We start from the raw sequence: 19243 nt of genomic DNA on the forward strand, positions 1-19243 counted from the left end.
TTGAGGACGCCAGAAGCTTCGCGAGCAAGCTCGCTCCCACAGGCCTACAGCGCTTAGTTGTGAGCGTGCAGCGCTTCGTTCAGTTCGATCGCCGATTTGTGGGTCTTGCATTCCACAGCACCGGTTTCCGAGTTGCGACGGAACAGCAGATCAGTCTGACCAGCCAGCTCACGCGCCTTCACAACCTTGACCAGATTGTTGTGCTCGTCCAGCAGCGCAACCTTGGTGCCGGCGGTCACGTACAGGCCCGACTCCACAGTGTTGCGGTCGCCCAACGGAATACCGATACCGGCGTTGGCGCCGATCAGGCAGCCTTCGCCGACCTTGATCACGATGTTGCCACCGCCCGACAGGGTGCCCATGGTCGAGCAACCGCCGCCCAGGTCCGAACCCTTGCCGACGAAAACGCCAGCGGAAACGCGGCCTTCGATCATGCCCGGGCCTTCGGTGCCGGCGTTGAAGTTGATGAAACCTTCGTGCATGACAGTGGTGCCTTCGCCGACATAGGCGCCCAGACGCAGACGTGCAGCATCAGCGATACGCACGCCGGCCGGTACCACGTAGTCGGTCATTTTCGGGAACTTGTCCACCGAGAACACTTCCAGCAGCTCGCCGCGCAGGCGTGCTTCGAGTTGCATTTCCGCCAGTTCGCTCAGGTCGATCGCGCCCTGGCTGGTCCACGCCACGTTTGGCAGCAGCGGGAAGATACCGGCCAGGCTCACGCCGTGCGGCTTGACCAGACGGTGCGAGAGCAGATGCAGCTTGAGGTAGGCCTCAGGCGTGGAGGTCAGTTGCGCATCTTCGGCCAGCAGCGTGGCGACCAGCGGCTTGTGGCTTTCGGCCAGGCGGGTCAGCAGCTTGCCTTGCACGGCGTCGATGCCTTTCACGGCTTCAGCCAGTTGCGCAGCCTGGGCGGTGGTGAAGGTGATGGCCTGGTTGCCTTCGGTGTAACCGAGGATCGGCGCAACAGCCGCGACCAGTTCGGCCGAAGGGTTGAGCAGTGGCTGGGCGTAGAACACTTCCAGCCATGCGCCTTGACGGTTCTGGGTGCCGACACCAAAGGCGATGCTGAACAGGGAATTGGACATGTGAATACCTCTACAAAGAGTGACGGGCTGCTTACTTCAGAGCGGCCGCGTAGATATCTGGCTTGAAGCCAATCAGGGTTCGGTCACCGAGATCGAGCACCGGGCGCTTGATCATCGAGGGTTGTGCGAGCATCAGTTCGATAGCTTTCGCCTGGTCGAGATCGGCTTTGCGTTCGTCGTCGAGTTTGCGAAAGGTCGTGCCGGCGCGGTTCAGCACGGTTTGCCAGCCGTGCTCGTCGCACCATTGGCTCAGGTGCTCACGGTCAATGCCGGCGGTCTTGTAATCGTGAAAGTCATAGCTGACAGCGTGTTCATCGAGCCAGGTGCGCGCCTTTTTCATGGTGTCGCACGCCTTGATGCCGAAAAGGTGCAACGTTTTACTTGAAACGGCCAAGGAATCGCCCCCTTTACAGGTGCTGGAAAAAAATGGTGACGGATTATGCCATGACCGGACGGTTTCGTCGGCCACGGTTGTCGTAACGCTGTAAAACCTGTGGGAGCGAGCTTGCTCGCGAAGGGGGCCTGTCAGTCAATTTCTGTGCTGAATGACACACCGCATTCGCGAGCAAGCTCGCTCCCACATTTAGTCCGGCGTCTGGCCGTGCGACATAGGTGCAACGGTCAGCCACAGCCTAAGGCGCTAATATGGCAGTTCAACGCTGTCGATCGCCTGAGATTCTGGTTTTATGCAAACTGCTTACACCGTCCTGATCCTGCTGATGCTGGTCAGCGTCTCCCGACTGGTCGGGCGGGTCATCCCGCTGCCGTTGCCGCTGGTGCAAATTGCTGCCGGTGCCTTGCTCGCCTGGCCGACGCTTGGCCTGCACGTCGCCCTCGATCCCGAATTGTTCCTGTTTCTGTTCCTGCCGCCGCTGCTGTTTTCCGATGGCTGGCGCATGCCCAAACGCGCCTTCTGGCAATTGCGTGGACCGATCCTGACCCTGGCCGTCGGCCTTGTTCTGTTCACCGTAGTCGGTGCCGGTTATTTCATTCATTGGCTGTTGCCGACGATTCCGCTGCCGGTGGCCTTCGCCCTTGCAGCGGTTTTGTCACCGACGGACGCCGTGGCGGTTTCAGCGATTTCGCAGAACCGTCTCCCCACGCCGCTGATGCATATCCTCCAGGGCGAGGCCCTGATGAACGATGCCTCAGGCCTGGTGACCTTCAAGTTCGCCCTCGCTGCAGCGGTCACGGGCGTGTTTTCGTTGACCAATGCCAGTCTGACCTTCGTCGCGGTCGCGCTCGGTGGTCTGGCGGTCGGTGTGGCGTTGAGCTGGCTGGTCGGACGCCTGCGCGCGTGGATGATCGCCCGTGGCTGGGACGATCCGGCCACGCATGTGGTGTTCATGTTGCTGCTGCCGTTCGCCGCTTATGTACTGGCTGAACGTCTGGGCGCTTCGGGCATTCTTTCGGCGGTGGCGGCGGGGATGATGCAAAGCTGGCTCGACCTGCTGCCGCGCCAGACCAGCACGCGATTGCTTAATCGCAGCGTTTGGGCGCTGCTCGAATTTGCGTTCAATGGCTTGATCTTCCTGCTGCTTGGCCTGCAATTGCCAGACATCATCAAGGCGGTGGTCAGCCATGAGCCGACGCTGTGGCCGACGCTGTTCTATCGCTGCCTCGATGTGTTGGCGATCTTCGTCGCGCTGGTGCTGCTGCGCTTCATCTGGGTGCAAAGTATCTGGCGCTTGTCGGTGTTGCTGCGCCGACTGCGCGGCAAGGGCGAGCTGACCCAAGTGCCGACGGCGCGTTCATGCTGGTTGCTGACGGTGGGCGGTGTGCGCGGGGCAGTGACGCTGGCAGGCGTGATGTCGGTGCCGATGCTGATCGGCGCCGAGGCTTTTCCTGAGCGCGACTTGCTGATCTTCATTGCTGCCGGGGTGATTCTGCTGTCGCTGGTCTCGGCCTGTATCGCGCTGCCCTTGCTGCTGCGCGGCATCGACAAAAGTCCCGACGACAAGCGTCGTCAGGAAGTGCGCGACGCCTGGCGCAAGACGGCCGAAGCGGCGATTCACTCGCTGGAAAGCGAAGAAGTGGTCCCGCAGGATGCCGCTCAAGCGGCGCTGGCGGCGGAGCTCAAGGCGCGGATCATGTCCGAATATCGGTATCAACTTGATGTGTTCAATGATTCCGCCGAGGCTCAGGCGCTGGCATTCCAGATGGATCTGCTTGAGCGTCGCCTGCGTTTGAAAGCACTGCGTGCGCAGCGTCTTGAGCTTTACAGTCTGAGCCGTCATCACCAGATCGGTGATGACGTGTTGCGAGAAGTGCTCGGGGAACTGGATTTGAGCGAGGCCAATCTGGGCCAGGTCAAATAACCGCTTGAGCGCTTGCAGCAGGGGACTGCCGCAAGCGCTCCGCAATCACTTCTGGCGGGTGATGAAGTCACGAATCCGTTCGGCGGCTTCGACGCATTCAGCCAACGGCGCAACCAGCGCCATGCGCACGCGGCCCGCCCCCGGATTGACGCCATCGACATCGCGAGACAGGTACGAGCCCGGCACCACGGTCACATGCTCCTGCTCGAACAGATCACGGCAGAACGCCGCATCATCGCCCTGCACATTCGGCCACAGATAGAAGCTGCCATCCGGGCGCTGTACGTCCATGACCGGGCTGAGGATGTTCAGCACCGCATCGAACTTCTCGCGGTACAGCGCACGGTTGGCGCGCACATGCACTTCGTCATTCCACGCGGCAACGCTGGCCAGTTGAGTCTGTACCGGCATCGCGCAGCCATGGTAAGTGCGATAGAGCAGGAAGCCCTTGAGGATGTCGGCATCGCCGGCAACAAAGCCTGAGCGCAAGCCCGGAAGGTTGGAGCGCTTGGACAGGCTGTGAAAGACCACGCAGCGCTTGAAGTCATTGCGGCCCAGTTCGACGCAGGCGCTGAGCAGGCCTGGCGGCGGAGTCTGTTCGTCGAAGTACAGTTCGCTGTAGCACTCGTCGGCGGCAATCACGAAGTCGTACTGATCAGCCAGGGCGATCAGCTTCTTCAGGGTCTCAACCGGAATCAGCGCGCCGGTCGGGTTGCCCGGCGAGCACAGGAACAGAATCTGGCAGCGCTGCCAGATATCCGGTGCTACTGCGTCGAAGTCCGGGTTGAAGCCGTTTTCATCCAGGCATGGCAGGTAATGCGGCTTGGCCCCGGCGAGGAACGCCGCACCTTCGTAGATCTGATAGAACGGGTTCGGGCTGACCACCAGCGCATCGTCGCCCCGATTGACCACGGTCTGGGTGAAGGCGAACAGCGCTTCACGGGTGCCGTTGACCGGTAGCACATTGCGCGCCGGATCGATCCAGCCGTTCGGCACGCCAAAACGACGCTCGCACCATCCGGCGATGGCTTCGCGCAGGGTCGGGATGCCGAGGGTGGTCGGGTACACCGCCATCTGATCCAGACTGTTCGCCAGCGCTTCGGCGACAAAGCTCGGCGAACGGTGTTTCGGCTCGCCGATCGACAGGGCGATCGGGCGTTTGTCCGGGTTCGGCGTAACGCTGCCGAGCAGGGCGCGGAGCTTTTCGAACGGGTACGGCTGGAGCTGGTTCAAAGCGTTGTTCATGGGGGCCTCTTTTAAATGCTCAAGAGCTTTCTGTGGCGAGGGGATTTATCCCCGTTGGGCTGCGCAGCGGCCGCAAAACCATTCACTGCGGTTCAACTGAATGTCCGCATACACAGGTTTTACGACTGCTTCGCAGCCGAACGGGGATAAATCCCCTCGCCACAGGGGATTGTATGTACCGGAGGAAAGCATGGGCTGCATTCACAGGGATAAACGGGTGATTCAGATACTGATCCGCGAAAGTTTGATATCCGGTTCCTGATTGACGCTCAGCTGTTCGACGATCGCATCCTGCAAACGGCTGCACAGCAGCGGATCGGACAGCGGCTGGTTGTGCGCGTCGGTGATGAAGAACACGTCTTCCACGCGCTCGCCCAGGGTCGCAATCTTGGCGTTCTGCAGCGACAGGTCGAACTCGAGGAAAATCCCCCCGACCCGCGCCAGCAGGCCCGGCCGGTCGGGCGCGGTCAGCTCCAGCACGGTCACCGGACGCTGGGCGTCGTTGTGAATGGTGACCTGCGGCGCAAAGGCAAAATGCTTGAGCTGACGCGGCACCCTGCGCTGGATGATCGTTGGGTAGTCGTCCGGGTTGCGCAGTGCCTCGGTGAGGCCTTCGCGGATCTGCTTGATCCGCGCAGGATTGTCGCCGATCGATTCGCCTTCGTTGTCGAGCACGATGTAGGTGTCGAGAGTGAACTGGCTGCTCGAGGTGATGACCCGGGCGTCGTGAATGTTCAGGTTGAGCTGGTCCATCGCCGCCACGGTCACGGCGAAGAAGTCATGCTGGTCCGGTGCATAAATGAAGATCTGCGTGCCGCCTTCAAACTCGCGCTGGGTGGTTTCCTTGATCAGCACCAGCGGCCCGCCATCCACCGGTTGCTGCAGGATCGCATCGCTGTGCCAGGCGACATCGCCGGCGGTGTGGCGCAGGAAATAGTCATCGCCCAATTGCGCCCACAGCTGCTCGACGTCGTCCGGGTCGGTGCCGCCGCGCACCAGAATGTCCAGCGCCGCGCTTTGTGTCTGGCGAATCTGCTCTTCGCGATCCACCGGGTTTTCCAGGCCCCGGCGCAGGGCGCGCTTGGTCTCGGTATAGAGCTGGCGCAGCAGGCTGGCGCGCCATGAGTTCCACAGCGTCGGGTTGGTCGCGTTGATATCGGCCACGGTCAGCACGTAGAGGTAGTCTAGGCGGGTTTCGTCGCCGACCGCCTGGGCGAAATCGTGGATCACCTGCGGGTCGGACAGATCCTTGCGCTGCGCAGTGGTGGACATCACCAGGTGGTTCTGCACCAGCCAGACGATCAGGCGGCTGTCCCACACCGGCAACTGGTGACGCTGGCAGAACGCCTCGGCATCGACCGCGCCGATCTCCGAGTGATCGCCGTGCCGGCCCTTGCCGATGTCGTGGTACAGACCAGCCATGTAGATCAGTTCAGGTTTGGGCAGCTTGGCCATGAGCTTGGCGGCCAGCGGAAATTTCTCCGAGACCTGGGTGTACTGCAGTTTGCGCAGGTGCTTGATCAGATTCAGCGTGTGCGCATCGACCGTATAAATGTGGAACAGGTCGTGCTGCATCTGCCCGACGATAAAACCGAACTCCGGCAGGTAGCGCCCGAGAATGCCGTAACGGTTCATCCGCCGCAGATTGCGGTGGATGCCGATCTTGCACTTGAACAGCTCGATGAACAGGCTGGTGTTGCGGATATCGTTGCGGAAATTGTCATCGATCAGGTGCCGATGTTCGCGCAGCAGACGAATGGTGTCGGCGCGCACGCCTTTGATTTCCGGCTGCTGGGCCATCAGCACGAAAATTTCCAGCATGGCGAACGGCGTGCGGCGGAACACGTTGTCATTGCGCGCTTCGATGTAACCGTCATGCAACTGGAAGCGCGAATTGATCGGTTGCGGCGGTGCTTCGTCTTCCGGGGCGAGGATGACTTCCTCGAAGTGCTGGATGATCAGATCGCTCAGTTGGGCGATGCTCATCACGGTGCGGAAGTACTGCTGCATGAAGTTTTCGACCGCCTGTTTGGCGTCGTCTCCTTCAAAGCCGAGCAGGCCGGCAATGGTGCGCTGATGATCGAACAGCAAGCGGTCTTCGGAGCGGCCGGCGAGCATGTGCAGGGCGTAGCGCACTTTCCAGAGGAATTCCTGGGAGGAGGCGAGCAGGGCGTTTTCGCTTTCGACCAGAAAGCCTTCGCCAGCGAGGGCGCGCAGGTTCAGGGTGCCGTACTGACGGCGGGCGACCCAGAGGATCGTCTGAATATCGCGCAGGCCACCGGGCGAGCCTTTGACGTTTGGTTCGAGGTTGTACTCGGTGTCGTTGTATTTGTGGTGACGTGCTTTCTGTTCTGCACGCTTGGCCAGGAAGAACTCCTTGGCCGGCCACATGTGCGCGGTGCTGGTGACGTCGAGCATGCGCTGGCGCAGACGCTCGGGGCCGCAGATGGTGCGGCTTTCCATCAGGTTGGTGACCACAGTAAGGTCGGCGCGGGCCTCTTCTGCGCATTCGTCGACCGAGCGCACGCTCTGGCCGACCTCCAGACCGATGTCCCACAGCAGCGTCAGAAAACGCTCGATGGAATCGCGGAAAACTTCGTGGTCGGCACTGTCGAGCAGAATCAGCAGATCGATATCAGAGTAGGGGTGCAGTTCGCCGCGACCGTAGCCGCCCACCGCCACCAGAGCGATGTCGGCGTCTTCGCTCCAGTTGAACTGCTCCCAGGCCTTTTGCAGGATATTGTCGACAAACCAGGCGCGGTCCTCAATCAGCCGGCGGATGTCGCGGCCATTGCGAAAACGCGTGTCGAGGACCTCGCGGGCCTGGCGGATCGCCTTCTTGAACGCCGCGATAGGACTCGCTTTGAGGGCCAGTTCAGCCTGGAACTGGCCGCGGTCGAAGAGTTCGGGATCCACCTGCGGCATCGATTGGCTTTCCTTCTATAGGCTGGGAGCGTTCTGGGTGTCAGGCCGAGACACGCGGGATGGTGTCATCGCTGCGCAAGGTGAAGATCTCGTAGCCGGTGTCGGTGACCAGCAGGGTGTGTTCCCACTGGGCCGAGAGCTTGCGGTCTTTGGTGATCGCGGTCCAGCCGTCGCCCAGAACCTTGGTGTCGGCCTTGCCCTGGTTGATCATCGGCTCGATGGTGAAGGTCATACCGGCCTTCAGTTCCATGCCGGTGCCGGCGCGACCGTAGTGCAGAATCTGCGGTTCTTCGTGAAAGACCTTGCCGATGCCGTGACCGCAGAACTCGCGCACCACCGAGAAACCGTTCTTTTCCGCGTGCTTCTGGATGACTTCGCCGATGTCGCCGAGGCGGCAGCCAGGTTTGACGATCTCGATCGCCTTGTACATGCATTCCTGGGTGACCTGCGACAGACGCTCGGCCCAGACCGGCACTTCGCCGACGTGGAACATGCGGCTGGTATCACCGTGGTAGCCGTCTTTGATCACCGTGACGTCGATGTTCAGGGTGTCGCCGTTTTTCAGCGGCTTGTCGTTAGGGATGCCGTGGCAGACCACATGGTTGATCGAAGTGCAGATCGACTTCGGGTAGCCCTTGTAGTTGAGCGGGGCAGGGATGGCCTGCTGCACATTGACGATGTAGTCGTGGCAAATCTGGTTGAGCTGATCGGTGGTCACGCCCGGTTTGACATGTTCGGCAATCATTTCCAGCACATCGGCGGCCAGTTTGCCGGCGACACGCATGCCAGCGATGTCCTCGGGGGTTTTGAGGTTGACGGTCATACAGGCTCTCTCTGCGCTCGGCGGCGCTTACGGATACGAATTGGGTGGCAAGCGTACATTTTGCGACCCTGAAAAACGCGATTCTACCAGACGGGAGGCGCAAATCCGCGCCTGCATGTCCAGCTTCTATCTATACAATGGTGCCCATCGAGCCGATTCCAAGGGGGCTGCGCCCGTGTCCCTGGTGCGAATACAGATTCCGGGTTCCGTTTCTGCGCACCCTGTGGTATAAAATGCGCCGCTTTCCGGGGATGCCCCGAAAAGCTTAAATCCACACACGTGTCGACACGATGACCTGGGTGCCTTGGGCTTTATGCCTCTGGTTGGTCATTGGGATACGTGGAGGCCAAACCCGACTTATCAAGGAACTATCATGTCCCAAGTCAACATGCGCGATATGCTGAAGGCCGGTGTGCACTTCGGTCACCAAACCCGTTACTGGAATCCGAAAATGGGCAAGTACATTTTCGGCGCGCGTAACAAGATTCACATCATCAACCTTGAAAAAACCCTGCCAATGTTCAACGAAGCTCTGACTTTCGTAGAGCGTCTGGCCCAGGGCAAAAACAAGATTCTGTTCGTCGGCACCAAGCGTTCCGCTGGCAAGATCGTTGCTGAAGAAGCAGCACGTTGCGGCTCGCCGTACGTCGATCACCGCTGGTTGGGCGGCATGCTGACCAACTTCAAAACCATTCGTGCTTCCATCAAGCGTCTGCGTGACCTTGAAGTTCAAGCCGAAGACGGTACTTTCGCCAAGCTGACCAAGAAAGAAGCGCTGATGCGCTCCCGTGATCTTGAGAAGCTGGATCGTTCGCTGGGCGGCATCAAGGACATGGGCGGTCTGCCAGACGCACTGTTCGTGATCGACGTTGACCACGAGCGCATCGCGATCACCGAAGCCAACAAGCTGGGCATCCCGGTCATCGGCGTTGTCGATACCAACAGCAGCCCGGAAGGCGTTGACTACATCATCCCAGGCAACGATGACGCCATCCGCGCTATCCAGCTGTACATGGGTTCGATGGCTGACGCAGTTATCCGCGGCCGCAACAACGTTGCTGGCGGTACTGTAGAATTCGCAGCTGAAGAAACTCAGGCTGCAGCTGAGTAATCGACGCCCCTGGCGTTGACTCAGTAAGCAAAAAGGGGGCTTGGCCCCCTTTTTGCCACCTCGAAAACCATTTGTCGGCGCCCACGTCTTTATTTGTCATGTGCGGCAGCCAACATGGGTGGTTCGGGAAGAATTGAACGCCCGTTCGATCGGGTGGAATGGTTGAAAACCTATCCAAGAGGAATTTGAAAATGGCAGCAATTACTGCAGCGTTGGTCAAAGAACTGCGCGAGCGTACCGGCGAAGGCATGATGGATTGCAAGAAAGCCCTGGAAAAGGCTGACGGCGACATCGAAAAAGCCATTGATGACATGCGTGCTTCGGGCGCCATCAAGGCTGCGAAAAAAGCTGGCAACGTTGCCGCTGAAGGCGCAATCGCCATCAAATCGAATGACAAGGCAGCCGTGCTGCTGGAAGTCAACTCGCAGACCGACTTCCTGGCCCTGCAAGACGACTTCAAGAACTTCGTTGCTGCCAGCGTAGAAAAAGCTTTCGACGAAAAACTGACCGACGCAGCTCCGCTGATCGCCGCTCAGGAATCGGCTCGTGAAGCTCTGGTTGCCAAAGTCGGCGAGAACGTCAACATCCGTCGTCTGGTACGCGTGGAAGGTGACGTTGTCGGCACTTACCTGCACGGTAACAAGATCGGTGTTGCTGTTGTCCTGAAAGGCGGTGACGTCGAGCTGGCCAAAGACATCGCTATGCACGTTGCTGCAAGCAACCCTGAGTTCCTGCTGCCTTCGCAAGTCTCCGACGAAGCGATCGAGCGTGAGAAAGCTGTGTTCCTGCAGCTGAACGAAGAAAAGATCAAAGGCAAGCCAGAAAACATTGTTGAGAACATGGTCAAGGGCCGTATCAGCAAGTTCCTGGCAGAAGCGAGCCTGGTCGAGCAGGCGTTCGTCAAGAACCCTGAAGTCAAGGTCGGCGAGCTGGCCAAGAAAGCCGGTGCTGAAATCGTTTCCTTCACTTACTTCAAAGTAGGCGAAGGCATCGAGAAGCCGGTCGACAACTTCGCTGAAGAAGTTGCTGCCCAGCTGGCTGCCGCCAAGCAATAAGACGGTTTTCAACTGTCGCCCGAAAGAGGCTGCCCGCTAACGCGCGCAGCCTCTTTTCAGATGGGGTACCAATTTTTTATTTGGTTTCCACCCGGAACTGACTTACAAAGCCATGTTCCGATGGCGCTGCAGCAGCGCCAAGCTAGAGTGAACGCCAGCTGTAAACAGCTCGCAAAGAATTTTAAATACGCCGCAGGAGAGATTCGCAATGGCTCAGCAGGGCAGTGGTTATCAGGCTCGCTATAAACGCATTCTACTCAAGCTTAGCGGCGAGGCCCTGATGGGCTCGGAAGAGTTCGGGATCGATCCGAAGGTGCTGGATCGCATGGCGCTGGAAGTCGGTCAACTGGTCGGCATCGGCGTGCAGGTCGGTCTGGTGATCGGCGGTGGCAACCTGTTCCGTGGCGAAGCCCTGAGCAAGGCCGGTATGGATCGGGTCACGGGCGACCACATGGGCATGCTGGCCACTGTGATGAACGCCCTGGCCATGCGCGATGCGCTGGAACGTGCCAATATCTCGGCCATCGTCATGTCGGCCATTTCGATGGTCGGTGTGACCGATCACTACGATCGCCGCAAAGCCATGCGTCACCTGAACTCCAAGGACGTCGTGATCTTCGCGGCCGGTACCGGCAATCCGTTCTTCACCACGGATTCGGCAGCCTGCCTGCGTGCAATCGAAATCGACGCCGACGTTGTGCTCAAGGCCACCAAGGTTGATGGCGTGTACACCGCAGACCCGTTCAAAGACCCGCATGCCGAGAAGTTCGATCATCTGACTTATGATGAAGTACTGGATCGCAAGCTGGGTGTAATGGATCTGACTGCCATCTGCCTGTGCCGCGATCACAAGATGCCGCTGCGCGTATTCAACATGAACAAGCCCGGCGCCCTGCTGAACATTGTGCACGGCGGCGCTGAAGGGACTTTGATCGAGGAAGGCCAACAATGATCAACGAAATCAAGAAAGACGCCCAAGCGCGTATGCAGAAATCCCTGGAATCTCTGAACCACGCGTTCGGCCAGATTCGTACCGGCAAGGCTCACCCGAGCATCCTCGGCAGCGTCATGGTGCCTTACTACGGCACTGACACTCCGCTGAGCGGCGTTGCCAACGTCACCGTGAAAGATTCGCGCACCCTGCAGGTCGTGGCCTTCGAGCGCAACATGCTCGCTGCCGTCGACAAGGCAATCCAGAGCGCCGGTCTGAACCTCAACCCGACCAACCTGGGCGAGTTGCTGTTGATCCCGATGCCTGCCCTTACCGAGGAAACGCGCAAAGGCTTCACCAAGCAGGCACGCAGCGCAGCCGAAGACGCGCGCGTAGCCGTGCGCAACATCCGTCGCGATGCCTTGGGCGAGCTGAAAAAACTGGTCAAGGACAAGGAAATCAGCGAAGACGAAGAGCGTCGTGCCATCGCCGATATCGACAAACTGACCAAAGAATCCGAGGCCCAGATCACCAAGGCCACGGACGAGAAAGAAAAAGACCTGATGGCCGTATAAGGGTCGAGCTTTAAATGGACAAGACCAAGCAGACTGCGCCGTCCGCGGTGCCGCGCCATGTCGCGATCATCATGGATGGCAATAATCGCTGGGCGAAAAAACGCTTTATGCCGGGTGTCGCCGGGCATAAAGCGGGCGTGGATGCTGTGCGGGCAGTGATCGAGGTGTGCGCTGAGGCCAAGGTCGAAGTTTTGACCCTGTTCGCCTTCTCCAGTGAAAACTGGCAGCGCCCGGCCGATGAAGTCAGTGCCTTGATGGACCTGTTCTTCAAGGCCTTGCGTCGTGAGGCCAAGCGCCTCAACGACAACAACATCAGTCTGCGCATCATTGGCGATCGCTCGCGCTTCCACCCTGAGCTTCAGGCGGCGATGCGCGAGGCTGAGGCCATGACGGTCGGTGCCAACCGCTTTGTCTTGCAGATCGCAGCCAATTATGGCGGTCAGTGGGATATCGCCCAGGCTGCGCAACGTCTGGCGCGTGAAGTCCAGGCCGGGCATTTGCGACCAGAGGACATCACCCCGGATCTGCTGCAGGCCTGTCTGGCCACCGGCGATCTGCCGTTGCCTGACCTGTGCATTCGCACCGGTGGCGAGCATCGCATCAGCAACTTCCTGCTGTGGCAGCTGGCCTACGCCGAGTTGTACTTCTCCGACCTGTTCTGGCCGGACTTCAAACACGACGCCATGCGCACCGCGCTGGCCGATTTCGCTTCCCGCCAGCGTCGCTTCGGTAAAACGAGCGAACAGGTCGAAGCTGGAGCCCGGGTTTAATGCTTAAACAACGAATCATCACTGCACTGATCCTGCTGCCGATTGCCTTGTGCGGGTTTTTCCTGCTCAAAGGTGCCGGCTTCGCGCTGTTCATTGGCCTGGTGGTGAGCCTTGGTGCCTGGGAATGGGCGCGTCTGGCCGGCTTCACCGCACAGTCGTTCCGCGTCGGCTTTGCCGCTGTGGTCGCCTTGATGCTGTTTGTCATGTACGTGTTGCCGGGCCTTGCGCCTTGGGTGCTCGGTGCATCGGTGATCTGGTGGGCGATTGCGACTTATCTGGTGCTGACGTATCCACGCTCCAGCGCGCACTGGTCCACAGCGGCAACCAAGCTGCTGATCGGCCTGCTGATCCTGCTGCCTGCGTGGCAGGGTCTGGTGCAGATCAAGCAGTACCCACTGGGTAACTGGTTGATCATGGCCGTGATGGTGCTGGTCTGGGGCGCGGACATCGGCGCTTATTTCTCCGGGCGCAAGTTCGGCAAGCGCAAGCTGGCGCCGCAGGTCAGTCCGGGCAAGAGCTGGGAGGGTGTTTACGGTGGTCTGGCGCTGAGTCTGGTGATTACCGCGATCGTCGGGCTGGTGCGCGACTGGACCGTGGCCGAGCTGCTCAAAGGCCTGATCGGCGCGGCAGTGATCGTCTTCATTTCCGTGGTCGGTGACCTTACCGAAAGCATGTTCAAGCGACAGTCCGGCATCAAGGACAGCAGTAATCTGCTGCCCGGGCATGGTGGCGTGCTGGATCGCATCGACAGCCTGACCGCAGCCATTCCGGTGTTCGCCGTATTGCTCTGGATGGCCGCCCCGTGAGTCGTCCCCAGCAGATTACCGTGTTGGGTGCGACCGGTTCGATCGGTCTGAGCACCCTGGATGTGATTGCGCGTCATCCTGAGCGTTATCAGGTTTTTGCATTGAGTGGTTTCACACGCCTCAGTGAGTTGTTCGCCTTGTGCGTGCGCCATGTGCCGCAGTTTGCCGTGGTGCCTGAAGTGGCCGCAGCGCGCGGCTTGCAGGATGACTTGCGTGCAGCCGGTTTGCCGACTCGCGTCCTGGTGGGCGAGGAGGGCCTGTGTCAGGTTGCCTCCGCGCCCGAAGTCGATGCAGTAATGGCGGCCATCGTCGGTGCGGCCGGGCTGCGTCCGACACTGGCGGCGGTCGAGGCGGGCAAGAAGATTCTGCTGGCCAACAAGGAAGCGCTGGTGATGTCCGGCGCTCTGTTCATGCAGGCTGTGCGCAAAAGCGGCTCGGTGCTGCTGCCGATCGACAGTGAGCACAACGCGATTTTTCAGTGCATGCCAGCGGATTTCGCCCGCGGCTTGAGCTCGGTGGGGGTGCGGCGGATCTTGCTGACGGCCTCTGGCGGTCCTTTCCGGCAGACGCCGATGTCCGAGCTGGCGCATGTTTCGCCGGAACAGGCTTGCGCGCATCCGAACTGGTCCATGGGGCGCAAGATCTCCGTGGATTCGGCAAGCATGATGAACAAGGGTCTGGAACTGATCGAAGCCTGCTGGTTGTTCGATGCCAAACCGACTCAGGTCGAAGTGGTGATTCATCCGCAAAGCGTGATCCATTCTCTGGTCGACTATGTGGATGGCTCGGTGCTGGCGCAATTGGGCAACCCCGACATGCGCACGCCGATCGCCAACGCCCTGGCCTGGCCTGAGCGTATCGATTCCGGCGTACCGCCACTGGATCTGTTCGCCATTGCACGACTGGATTTTGAGGCGCCCGATGAAAGCCGCTTCCCCTGCCTGCGTTTGGCTCGTCAGGCGGCCGAAGCTGGCGACAGCGCGCCGGCGATGCTTAACGCGGCCAATGAAGTGGCAGTTGCAGCGTTTCTCGACGGACGGGTTCGCTACCTGGAAATCGCGAGTATCATCGAGGAAGTCTTGAATCTGGAGCCGGTGGTGGCGCTGAACGATCTGGATGCCGTATTTACGGCGGACGCGAAGGCGCGATTGCTGGCCGAGCAATGGTTGAGTCGGCACGGCCGATAGTTTTTTGTAACGCAACGGCGACACGCGACACTGAACAGGATTGCGGAGAAAGTAGATGAGCGCGCTCTATATGATTGCCGGCACCCTGATCGCCCTGGGTGTGCTGGTCACCTTCCACGAATTCGGCCACTTCTGGGTCGCGCGTCGCTGTGGCGTCAAGGTTCTGCGGTTTTCCGTGGGCTTTGGCATGCCGTTGCTGCGCTGGCATGACAAGCAAGGCACTGAATTCGTGGTCGCCGCGATTCCCTTGGGCGGCTATGTCAAGATGCTCGACGAGCGCGAAGGCGAAGTGCCGGTCGATCAACTCGATCAGTCGTTCAATCGCAAATCGGTACGTCAGCGTATCGCCATCGTCGCAGCCGGCCCGATTGCCAATTTCCTGCTGGCGCTGGTGTTCTTCTGGGTGCTGGCGATGCTCGGCAGCGAGCAGGTGCGTCCGGTCATTGGCGCGGTCGAGTCTGGCAGCATTGCCGCCAAGGCTGGTCTGAATGCCGGTCAGGAGATTGTTTCGATCGATGGCGAGCCAACGTCAGGTTGGGCTGCGGTCAATCTGCAACTGGTGCGCCGTCTCGGTGAGAGCGGCGCCATTCAATTGCTGGTGCGCGAGCAGGGTTCGACGGCAGAATCGCCGCGCACGCTGGCCCTGGATAACTGGCTAAAAGGCGCCGACGAGCCGGATCCGATCCGCTCGCTGGGCATTCGTCCTTGGCGTCCGGCCTTGCCGCCGGTGCTTGCCGAGCTGGACCCGAAAGGTCCGGCTCAGGCGGCGGGGCTGAAAACCGGCGATCGATTGCTGGCGCTTGATGGCCAGCCGCTCGATGACTGGCAGCAAGTGGTCGATACCGTTCGTACGCGTCCTGATACCAAAATCATGCTGCGCATCGAGCGCGACAATGCTCAAATCGACGTCCCTGTGACCCTGGCGGCGCGCGGTGAAAGCAAAGCGCCAAGCGGTTATCTGGGCGCTGGCGTCAAAGCCATCGACTGGCCGCCGGAAATGATCCGCGAGGTCAGTTATGGCCCGCTGGCCGCGATTGGCGAGGGTGCCCGTCGCACTTGGACCATGAGCATTCTGACGCTGGATTCACTGAAGAAAATGCTGTTCGGCGAGCTCTCGGTAAAAAACTTGAGTGGACCGATAACCATTGCTAAAGTGGCGGGCGCTTCTGCCCAGTCGGGCGTCGCTGATTTCCTGAATTTCCTTGCTTATCTGAGTATTAGCCTGGGCGTTCTGAATTTGCTGCCCATTCCTGTACTGGATGGGGGGCATTTGTTGTTTTATCTGATCGAGTGGGTGCGTGGTCGCCCCTTGTCGGATCGGGTGCAAGGTTGGGGGATACAGATCGGTATCAGTTTGGTGGTCGGGGTGATGTTGCTTGCTCTGGTCAACGATCTGGGTCGACTGTAACGCTTCGCTGAATTGCGAATCTGCCGCATTTTGCGGCAGTTTGTTTATTGCCAGTTGGAATAAGAAAGGACTTCATGAAACGTCTGCTGCTAACTGCGGTTCTCACCGTATTGATGATCGCCGAAGTTCACGCCGAGTCCTTCACTATCTCTGATATTCGCGTCAATGGCCTCCAGCGGGTCTCCGCGGGTAGCGTCTTTGGTGCCTTGCCGTTGAACGTCGGCGAGCAGGCGGATGATCGTCGCCTGGTGGAATCCACTCGTGCGTTGTTCAAAACCGGTTTCTTTCAAGATATCCAGCTGGGCCGCGAAGGCAACGTTCTGGTCATCACCGTCGTCGAGCGTCCTTCGGTCGCCAGTATTGAAATCGAAGGCAACAAGGCGATTTCCACTGAAGACCTGATGAAGGGCCTCAAGCAATCCGGTCTGGCCGAAGGCGAAATCTTCCAGCGCGCCACCCTCGAGGGTGTGCGTAACGAACTGCAGCGTCAGTACGTTGCCCAGGGTCGTTACTCCGCTACCGTCGACACCGAAGTGGTTTCGCAGCCGCGTAACCGCGTGGGTCTGAAGGTGAAGATCAACGAAGGTACCGTTGCCGCCATCCAGCACATCAACGTGGTAGGCAATACGGTTTTCCCTGAGGAAGACCTGACTGACCTGTTCGAACTGAAAACCACCAACTGGCTGTCGTTCTTCAAGAACGATGACAAATATGCCCGTGAAAAACTCTCCGGTGACCTGGAGCGTCTGCGTTCCTACTACCTGGACCGCGGCTATATCAACATGGACATCGCTTCGACCCAGGTATCGATTACCCCGGACAAGAAGCACGTCTACATCACCGTCAACGTCACCGAAGGCGAGAAGTACACCGTTCGTGACGTCAAGCTCAGTGGCGACCTGAAAGTCCCTGAAGAGCAGATCAAATCGCTGTTGCTGGTGCAGAAGGGCCAGGTGTTCTCGCGCAAGCTGATGACCACCACCTCCGAGCTGATCACCCGTCGTCTGGGTAACGAGGGTTACACCTTCGCCAACGTCAACGGCGTGCCTCAGCCCCATGACGACGACCACACTGTGGACATCCTCTTCGCTGTCGATCCGGGCAAGCGTGCCTACGTCAACCGCATCAACTTCCGTGGCAACACCAAGTCCGAAGACGAAGTGCTGCGTCGTGAAATGCGTCAGATGGAAGGCGGCTGGGCTTCGACCTACCTGATCGACCAGTCCAAGACCCGTCTGGAGCGTCTGGGCTTCTTCAAGGAAGTCAACGTTGAAACCCCGGCCGTGCCAGGTGTCGACGACCAGGTTGATGTGAACTACGCCGTTGAAGAACAGGCTTCCGGTTCGATCACCGCCAGCGTCGGTTTCGCCCAGAGCGCCGGTCTGATCCTCGGTGGCTCGATCACCCAGAACAACTTCCTCGGTACCGGTAACCGCGTCAGCATCGGTCTGACCCGCAGCGAATACCAGAGCCGTTACAACTTCGGTTACGTTGACCCGTACTGGACCGCCGATGGCGTGAGCCTTGGTTACAACGCGTTCTATCGCACCACCGACTACGATGAACTCGATGCCGATATTTCCAGCTATGCGGTAGACAGCCTCGGTGCCGGCGTGAACGTCGGTTACCCGATCAGCGAGACTTCGCGTCTGACCTTCGGTGCTTCCGTTCAACAGGACAAGATCAACACCGGTCGCTACACCGTTGACGAGATTTTCGATTTCGTTAACAAGGAAGGCGATAACTACCTGAACTTCAAGGCTTCGGCCGGTTGGTCGGAATCGACCCTGAACAAAGGCGTACTGCCGACCCGTGGCCGGTCCCAGAGCCTGACTCTGGAAACCACCATCCCCGGCAGCGACCTGTCGTTCTTCAAGCTCGACTATCGTGGCCAGTTATTCCAGCCGATCACCGAAAACTACACCATGCGCCTGCACACCGAACTCGGTTATGGCGACGGTTACGGTTCGACCGACGGCTTGCCGTTCTATGAAAACTACTATGCAGGTGGTTTCAACTCGGTACGTGGCTTCAAGGACAGCACCCTTGGCCCGCGCAGTACGCCGAGCCGTGGTACCAACCCGGGCACTATCGCCGACCCTGACCAGGATCCACTGCCGTTCGGTGGTAACGTCCTGATCCAGGGCGGTGTGGAAGTTCTTTTCCCGCTGCCATTCGTTAAAGATCAGCGTTCCCTGCGGACTTCGGTGTTCTGGGATGTGGGTAACGTATTTGACTCGCAGTGCAAGGACACTACGAACGCCAATGGCTCGTCGTCCAACACCAAGTGCAACGACATCAGCCTGAGCAACATGGCCAGTTCCGTCGGTGTCGGCGTGACCTGGGTCACCGCACTGGGTCCTTTGAGCTTTGCGCTGGCGATGCCGATCAAGAAACCGGATGACGCTGAAACTCAAGTGTTCCAATTCTCCCTCGGCCAGACGTTCTAAGCGTCTGACCCAAGATAACGACAATGGATTTTGTAGGAGTGCATCGTGCGTAAGTTGACTCAATTGGTTCTCCTGGCCTCCGTACTGGTGGCAGGCCCGGCGTTCGCCGACATGAAAATTGCCGTGCTGAACTATCAGATGGCACTGCTGGAATCCGACGCGGCGAAGAAGTACGCCGTGGATGCCGAGAAGAAGTTCGGTCCGCAACTGACCAAGCTGAAAACCCTGGAAAGCAGCGCCAAAGGCATTCAGGACCGTCTGATGGCCGGTGGCGACAAGATGCAGCAGGGCGAGCGTGAGCGTCTGGAGCTGGAATTCAAGCAAAAGGCCCGCGACTTCCAGTTCCAGTCCAAGGAGCTGAACGAAGCCAAAGCCGTTGCTGACCGTGAAATGCTCAAGCAGCTGAAGCCGAAGCTGGACAGCGCTGTGGAAGAAGTCATCAAGAAGGGTGGTTTTGACCTGGTGTTCGAGCGTGGCGCAGTCATCGATGTCAAACCTCAGTACGACATCACGCGCCAGGTTATCGAGCGCATGAATCAGCTGAAGTAACC

General features: G+C 59.4%; 16 protein-coding genes and 1 pseudogene. 12 read left to right on the forward strand and 5 right to left on the reverse strand.

Annotated features, from left to right (window positions below; all coding sequences use genetic code 11):
• Positions 1–53: 53 nt before the first annotated feature.
• Both dapD and J5M66_RS20060 read right to left on the reverse strand, forming a co-directional pair.
• Positions 54–1088 carry a 2,3,4,5-tetrahydropyridine-2,6-dicarboxylate N-succinyltransferase gene (gene dapD, locus J5M66_RS20055; protein WP_003222105.1) on the reverse strand — a complete coding sequence of 345 codons (1035 nt, stop codon included), beginning with the start codon at positions 1086–1088 and terminating at the stop codon, positions 54–56.
• 31 nt (positions 1089–1119) lie between these two features.
• Positions 1120–1482, reverse strand: a complete 363-nt coding sequence (locus J5M66_RS20060) for an ArsC family reductase (RefSeq protein WP_110600145.1) — start codon at positions 1480–1482, stop codon at positions 1120–1122.
• Positions 1483–1581: 99 nt separating this feature from the next.
• Here J5M66_RS20060 and J5M66_RS27240 point away from each other — a divergent pair.
• Together J5M66_RS27240 and J5M66_RS20065 are read left to right on the forward strand one after the other, a co-directional pair.
• Positions 1582–1668, forward strand: a pseudogene (locus tag J5M66_RS27240) (metal ABC transporter ATP-binding protein); the annotation flags it as partial.
• Positions 1669–1774: 106 nt separating this feature from the next.
• The gene (locus tag J5M66_RS20065) at positions 1775–3406 is read left to right on the forward strand and encodes a Na+/H+ antiporter (protein ID WP_206420990.1); all 1632 of its coding nucleotides are present in this window, start codon (positions 1775–1777) and stop codon (positions 3404–3406) included.
• 45 nt (positions 3407–3451) lie between these two features.
• Here J5M66_RS20065 and dapC read toward each other — a convergent pair whose 3' ends face one another.
• The 3 genes from dapC to map form a co-directional block, all read right to left on the reverse strand.
• Positions 3452–4651 (reverse strand): succinyldiaminopimelate transaminase, encoded by a 1200-nt coding sequence (gene dapC, locus J5M66_RS20070; protein WP_122610704.1) that lies wholly within the window; start codon positions 4649–4651, stop codon positions 3452–3454.
• 222 nt (positions 4652–4873) lie between these two features.
• Positions 4874–7576, reverse strand: coding sequence for a [protein-PII] uridylyltransferase (locus J5M66_RS20075; RefSeq protein WP_016771478.1), 2703 nt, complete (start codon positions 7574–7576; stop codon positions 4874–4876).
• Between the two features lie 40 nt (positions 7577–7616).
• Positions 7617–8399 carry a type I methionyl aminopeptidase gene (map, locus tag J5M66_RS20080; RefSeq protein ID WP_016771477.1) on the reverse strand — a complete coding sequence of 261 codons (783 nt, stop codon included), beginning with the start codon at positions 8397–8399 and terminating at the stop codon, positions 7617–7619.
• A 373-nt stretch (positions 8400–8772) separates the two neighbouring features.
• On the opposite strand from map, the gene rpsB reads away from it, so the two are divergent.
• From rpsB to J5M66_RS20130, 10 genes are all read left to right on the forward strand, one after another.
• Positions 8773–9510, forward strand: a complete 738-nt coding sequence (gene rpsB, locus J5M66_RS20085; RefSeq protein WP_003222119.1) for a 30S ribosomal protein S2 — start codon at positions 8773–8775, stop codon at positions 9508–9510.
• Positions 9511–9701: 191 nt separating this feature from the next.
• The gene (gene tsf / locus J5M66_RS20090) at positions 9702–10565 is read left to right on the forward strand and encodes a translation elongation factor Ts (RefSeq protein WP_016771476.1); all 864 of its coding nucleotides are present in this window, start codon (positions 9702–9704) and stop codon (positions 10563–10565) included.
• A gap of 208 nt (positions 10566–10773) precedes the next feature.
• Complete coding sequence (gene pyrH, locus J5M66_RS20095; RefSeq protein ID WP_003222124.1) at positions 10774–11517, forward strand: UMP kinase; 744 nt, start codon at positions 10774–10776, stop codon at positions 11515–11517.
• Positions 11514–12071, forward strand: coding sequence for a ribosome recycling factor (gene frr / locus J5M66_RS20100; RefSeq protein WP_007954771.1), 558 nt, complete (start codon positions 11514–11516; stop codon positions 12069–12071). Before pyrH ends, frr begins: the two co-directional genes overlap by 4 nt.
• Before the next feature lie 14 nt (positions 12072–12085).
• A complete protein-coding gene (gene uppS / locus J5M66_RS20105) occupies positions 12086–12841 on the forward strand; it encodes a polyprenyl diphosphate synthase (RefSeq protein ID WP_207808993.1) in 756 nt (251 codons plus the stop codon).
• On the forward strand, positions 12841–13647 hold the full coding sequence (locus J5M66_RS20110; RefSeq protein WP_016771474.1) for a phosphatidate cytidylyltransferase: 807 nt from the start codon (positions 12841–12843) through the stop codon (positions 13645–13647). Before uppS ends, J5M66_RS20110 begins: the two co-directional genes overlap by 1 nt.
• On the forward strand, positions 13644–14834 hold the full coding sequence (gene ispC, locus J5M66_RS20115; RefSeq protein WP_207808991.1) for a 1-deoxy-D-xylulose-5-phosphate reductoisomerase: 1191 nt from the start codon (positions 13644–13646) through the stop codon (positions 14832–14834). The genes J5M66_RS20110 and ispC overlap by 4 nt, the downstream gene beginning before the upstream one ends.
• Before the next feature lie 55 nt (positions 14835–14889).
• Positions 14890–16242: a sigma E protease regulator RseP gene (rseP, locus tag J5M66_RS20120; protein ID WP_110600137.1), complete on the forward strand. Its 1353-nt coding sequence runs from the start codon at positions 14890–14892 to the stop codon at positions 16240–16242.
• Between the two features lie 74 nt (positions 16243–16316).
• Positions 16317–18692 carry an outer membrane protein assembly factor BamA gene (gene bamA / locus J5M66_RS20125; protein WP_207808988.1) on the forward strand — a complete coding sequence of 792 codons (2376 nt, stop codon included), beginning with the start codon at positions 16317–16319 and terminating at the stop codon, positions 18690–18692.
• A 45-nt stretch (positions 18693–18737) separates the two neighbouring features.
• Positions 18738–19241 carry an OmpH family outer membrane protein gene (locus tag J5M66_RS20130; protein WP_003222140.1) on the forward strand — a complete coding sequence of 168 codons (504 nt, stop codon included), beginning with the start codon at positions 18738–18740 and terminating at the stop codon, positions 19239–19241.
• Positions 19242–19243: the final 2 nt, after the last annotated feature.

Source organism: Pseudomonas sp. 67(2021), from assembly GCF_017491835.1.
GTDB lineage: Bacteria > Pseudomonadota > Gammaproteobacteria > Pseudomonadales > Pseudomonadaceae > Aquipseudomonas > Aquipseudomonas atacamensis.

Coding starts and splice junctions, on each gene's coding strand:
- dapD (WP_003222105.1), bottom strand. CDS start 1,088: ATGTCCAATTCCCTGTTCAGCATCGCCTTTGGTGTCGGCACCCAGAAC.
- J5M66_RS20065 (WP_206420990.1), top strand. CDS start 1,775: ATGCAAACTGCTTACACCGTCCTGATCCTGCTGATGCTGGTCAGCGTC.
- dapC (WP_122610704.1), bottom strand. CDS start 4,651: ATGAACAACGCTTTGAACCAGCTCCAGCCGTACCCGTTCGAAAAGCTC.
- J5M66_RS20075 (WP_016771478.1), bottom strand. CDS start 7,576: ATGCCGCAGGTGGATCCCGAACTCTTCGACCGCGGCCAGTTCCAGGCT.
- map (WP_016771477.1), bottom strand. CDS start 8,399: ATGACCGTCAACCTCAAAACCCCCGAGGACATCGCTGGCATGCGTGTC.
- rpsB (WP_003222119.1), top strand. CDS start 8,773: ATGTCCCAAGTCAACATGCGCGATATGCTGAAGGCCGGTGTGCACTTC.
- tsf (WP_016771476.1), top strand. CDS start 9,702: ATGGCAGCAATTACTGCAGCGTTGGTCAAAGAACTGCGCGAGCGTACC.
- pyrH (WP_003222124.1), top strand. CDS start 10,774: ATGGCTCAGCAGGGCAGTGGTTATCAGGCTCGCTATAAACGCATTCTA.
- frr (WP_007954771.1), top strand. CDS start 11,514: ATGATCAACGAAATCAAGAAAGACGCCCAAGCGCGTATGCAGAAATCC.
- uppS (WP_207808993.1), top strand. CDS start 12,086: ATGGACAAGACCAAGCAGACTGCGCCGTCCGCGGTGCCGCGCCATGTC.
- J5M66_RS20110 (WP_016771474.1), top strand. CDS start 12,841: ATGCTTAAACAACGAATCATCACTGCACTGATCCTGCTGCCGATTGCC.
- rseP (WP_110600137.1), top strand. CDS start 14,890: ATGAGCGCGCTCTATATGATTGCCGGCACCCTGATCGCCCTGGGTGTG.
- bamA (WP_207808988.1), top strand. CDS start 16,317: ATGAAACGTCTGCTGCTAACTGCGGTTCTCACCGTATTGATGATCGCC.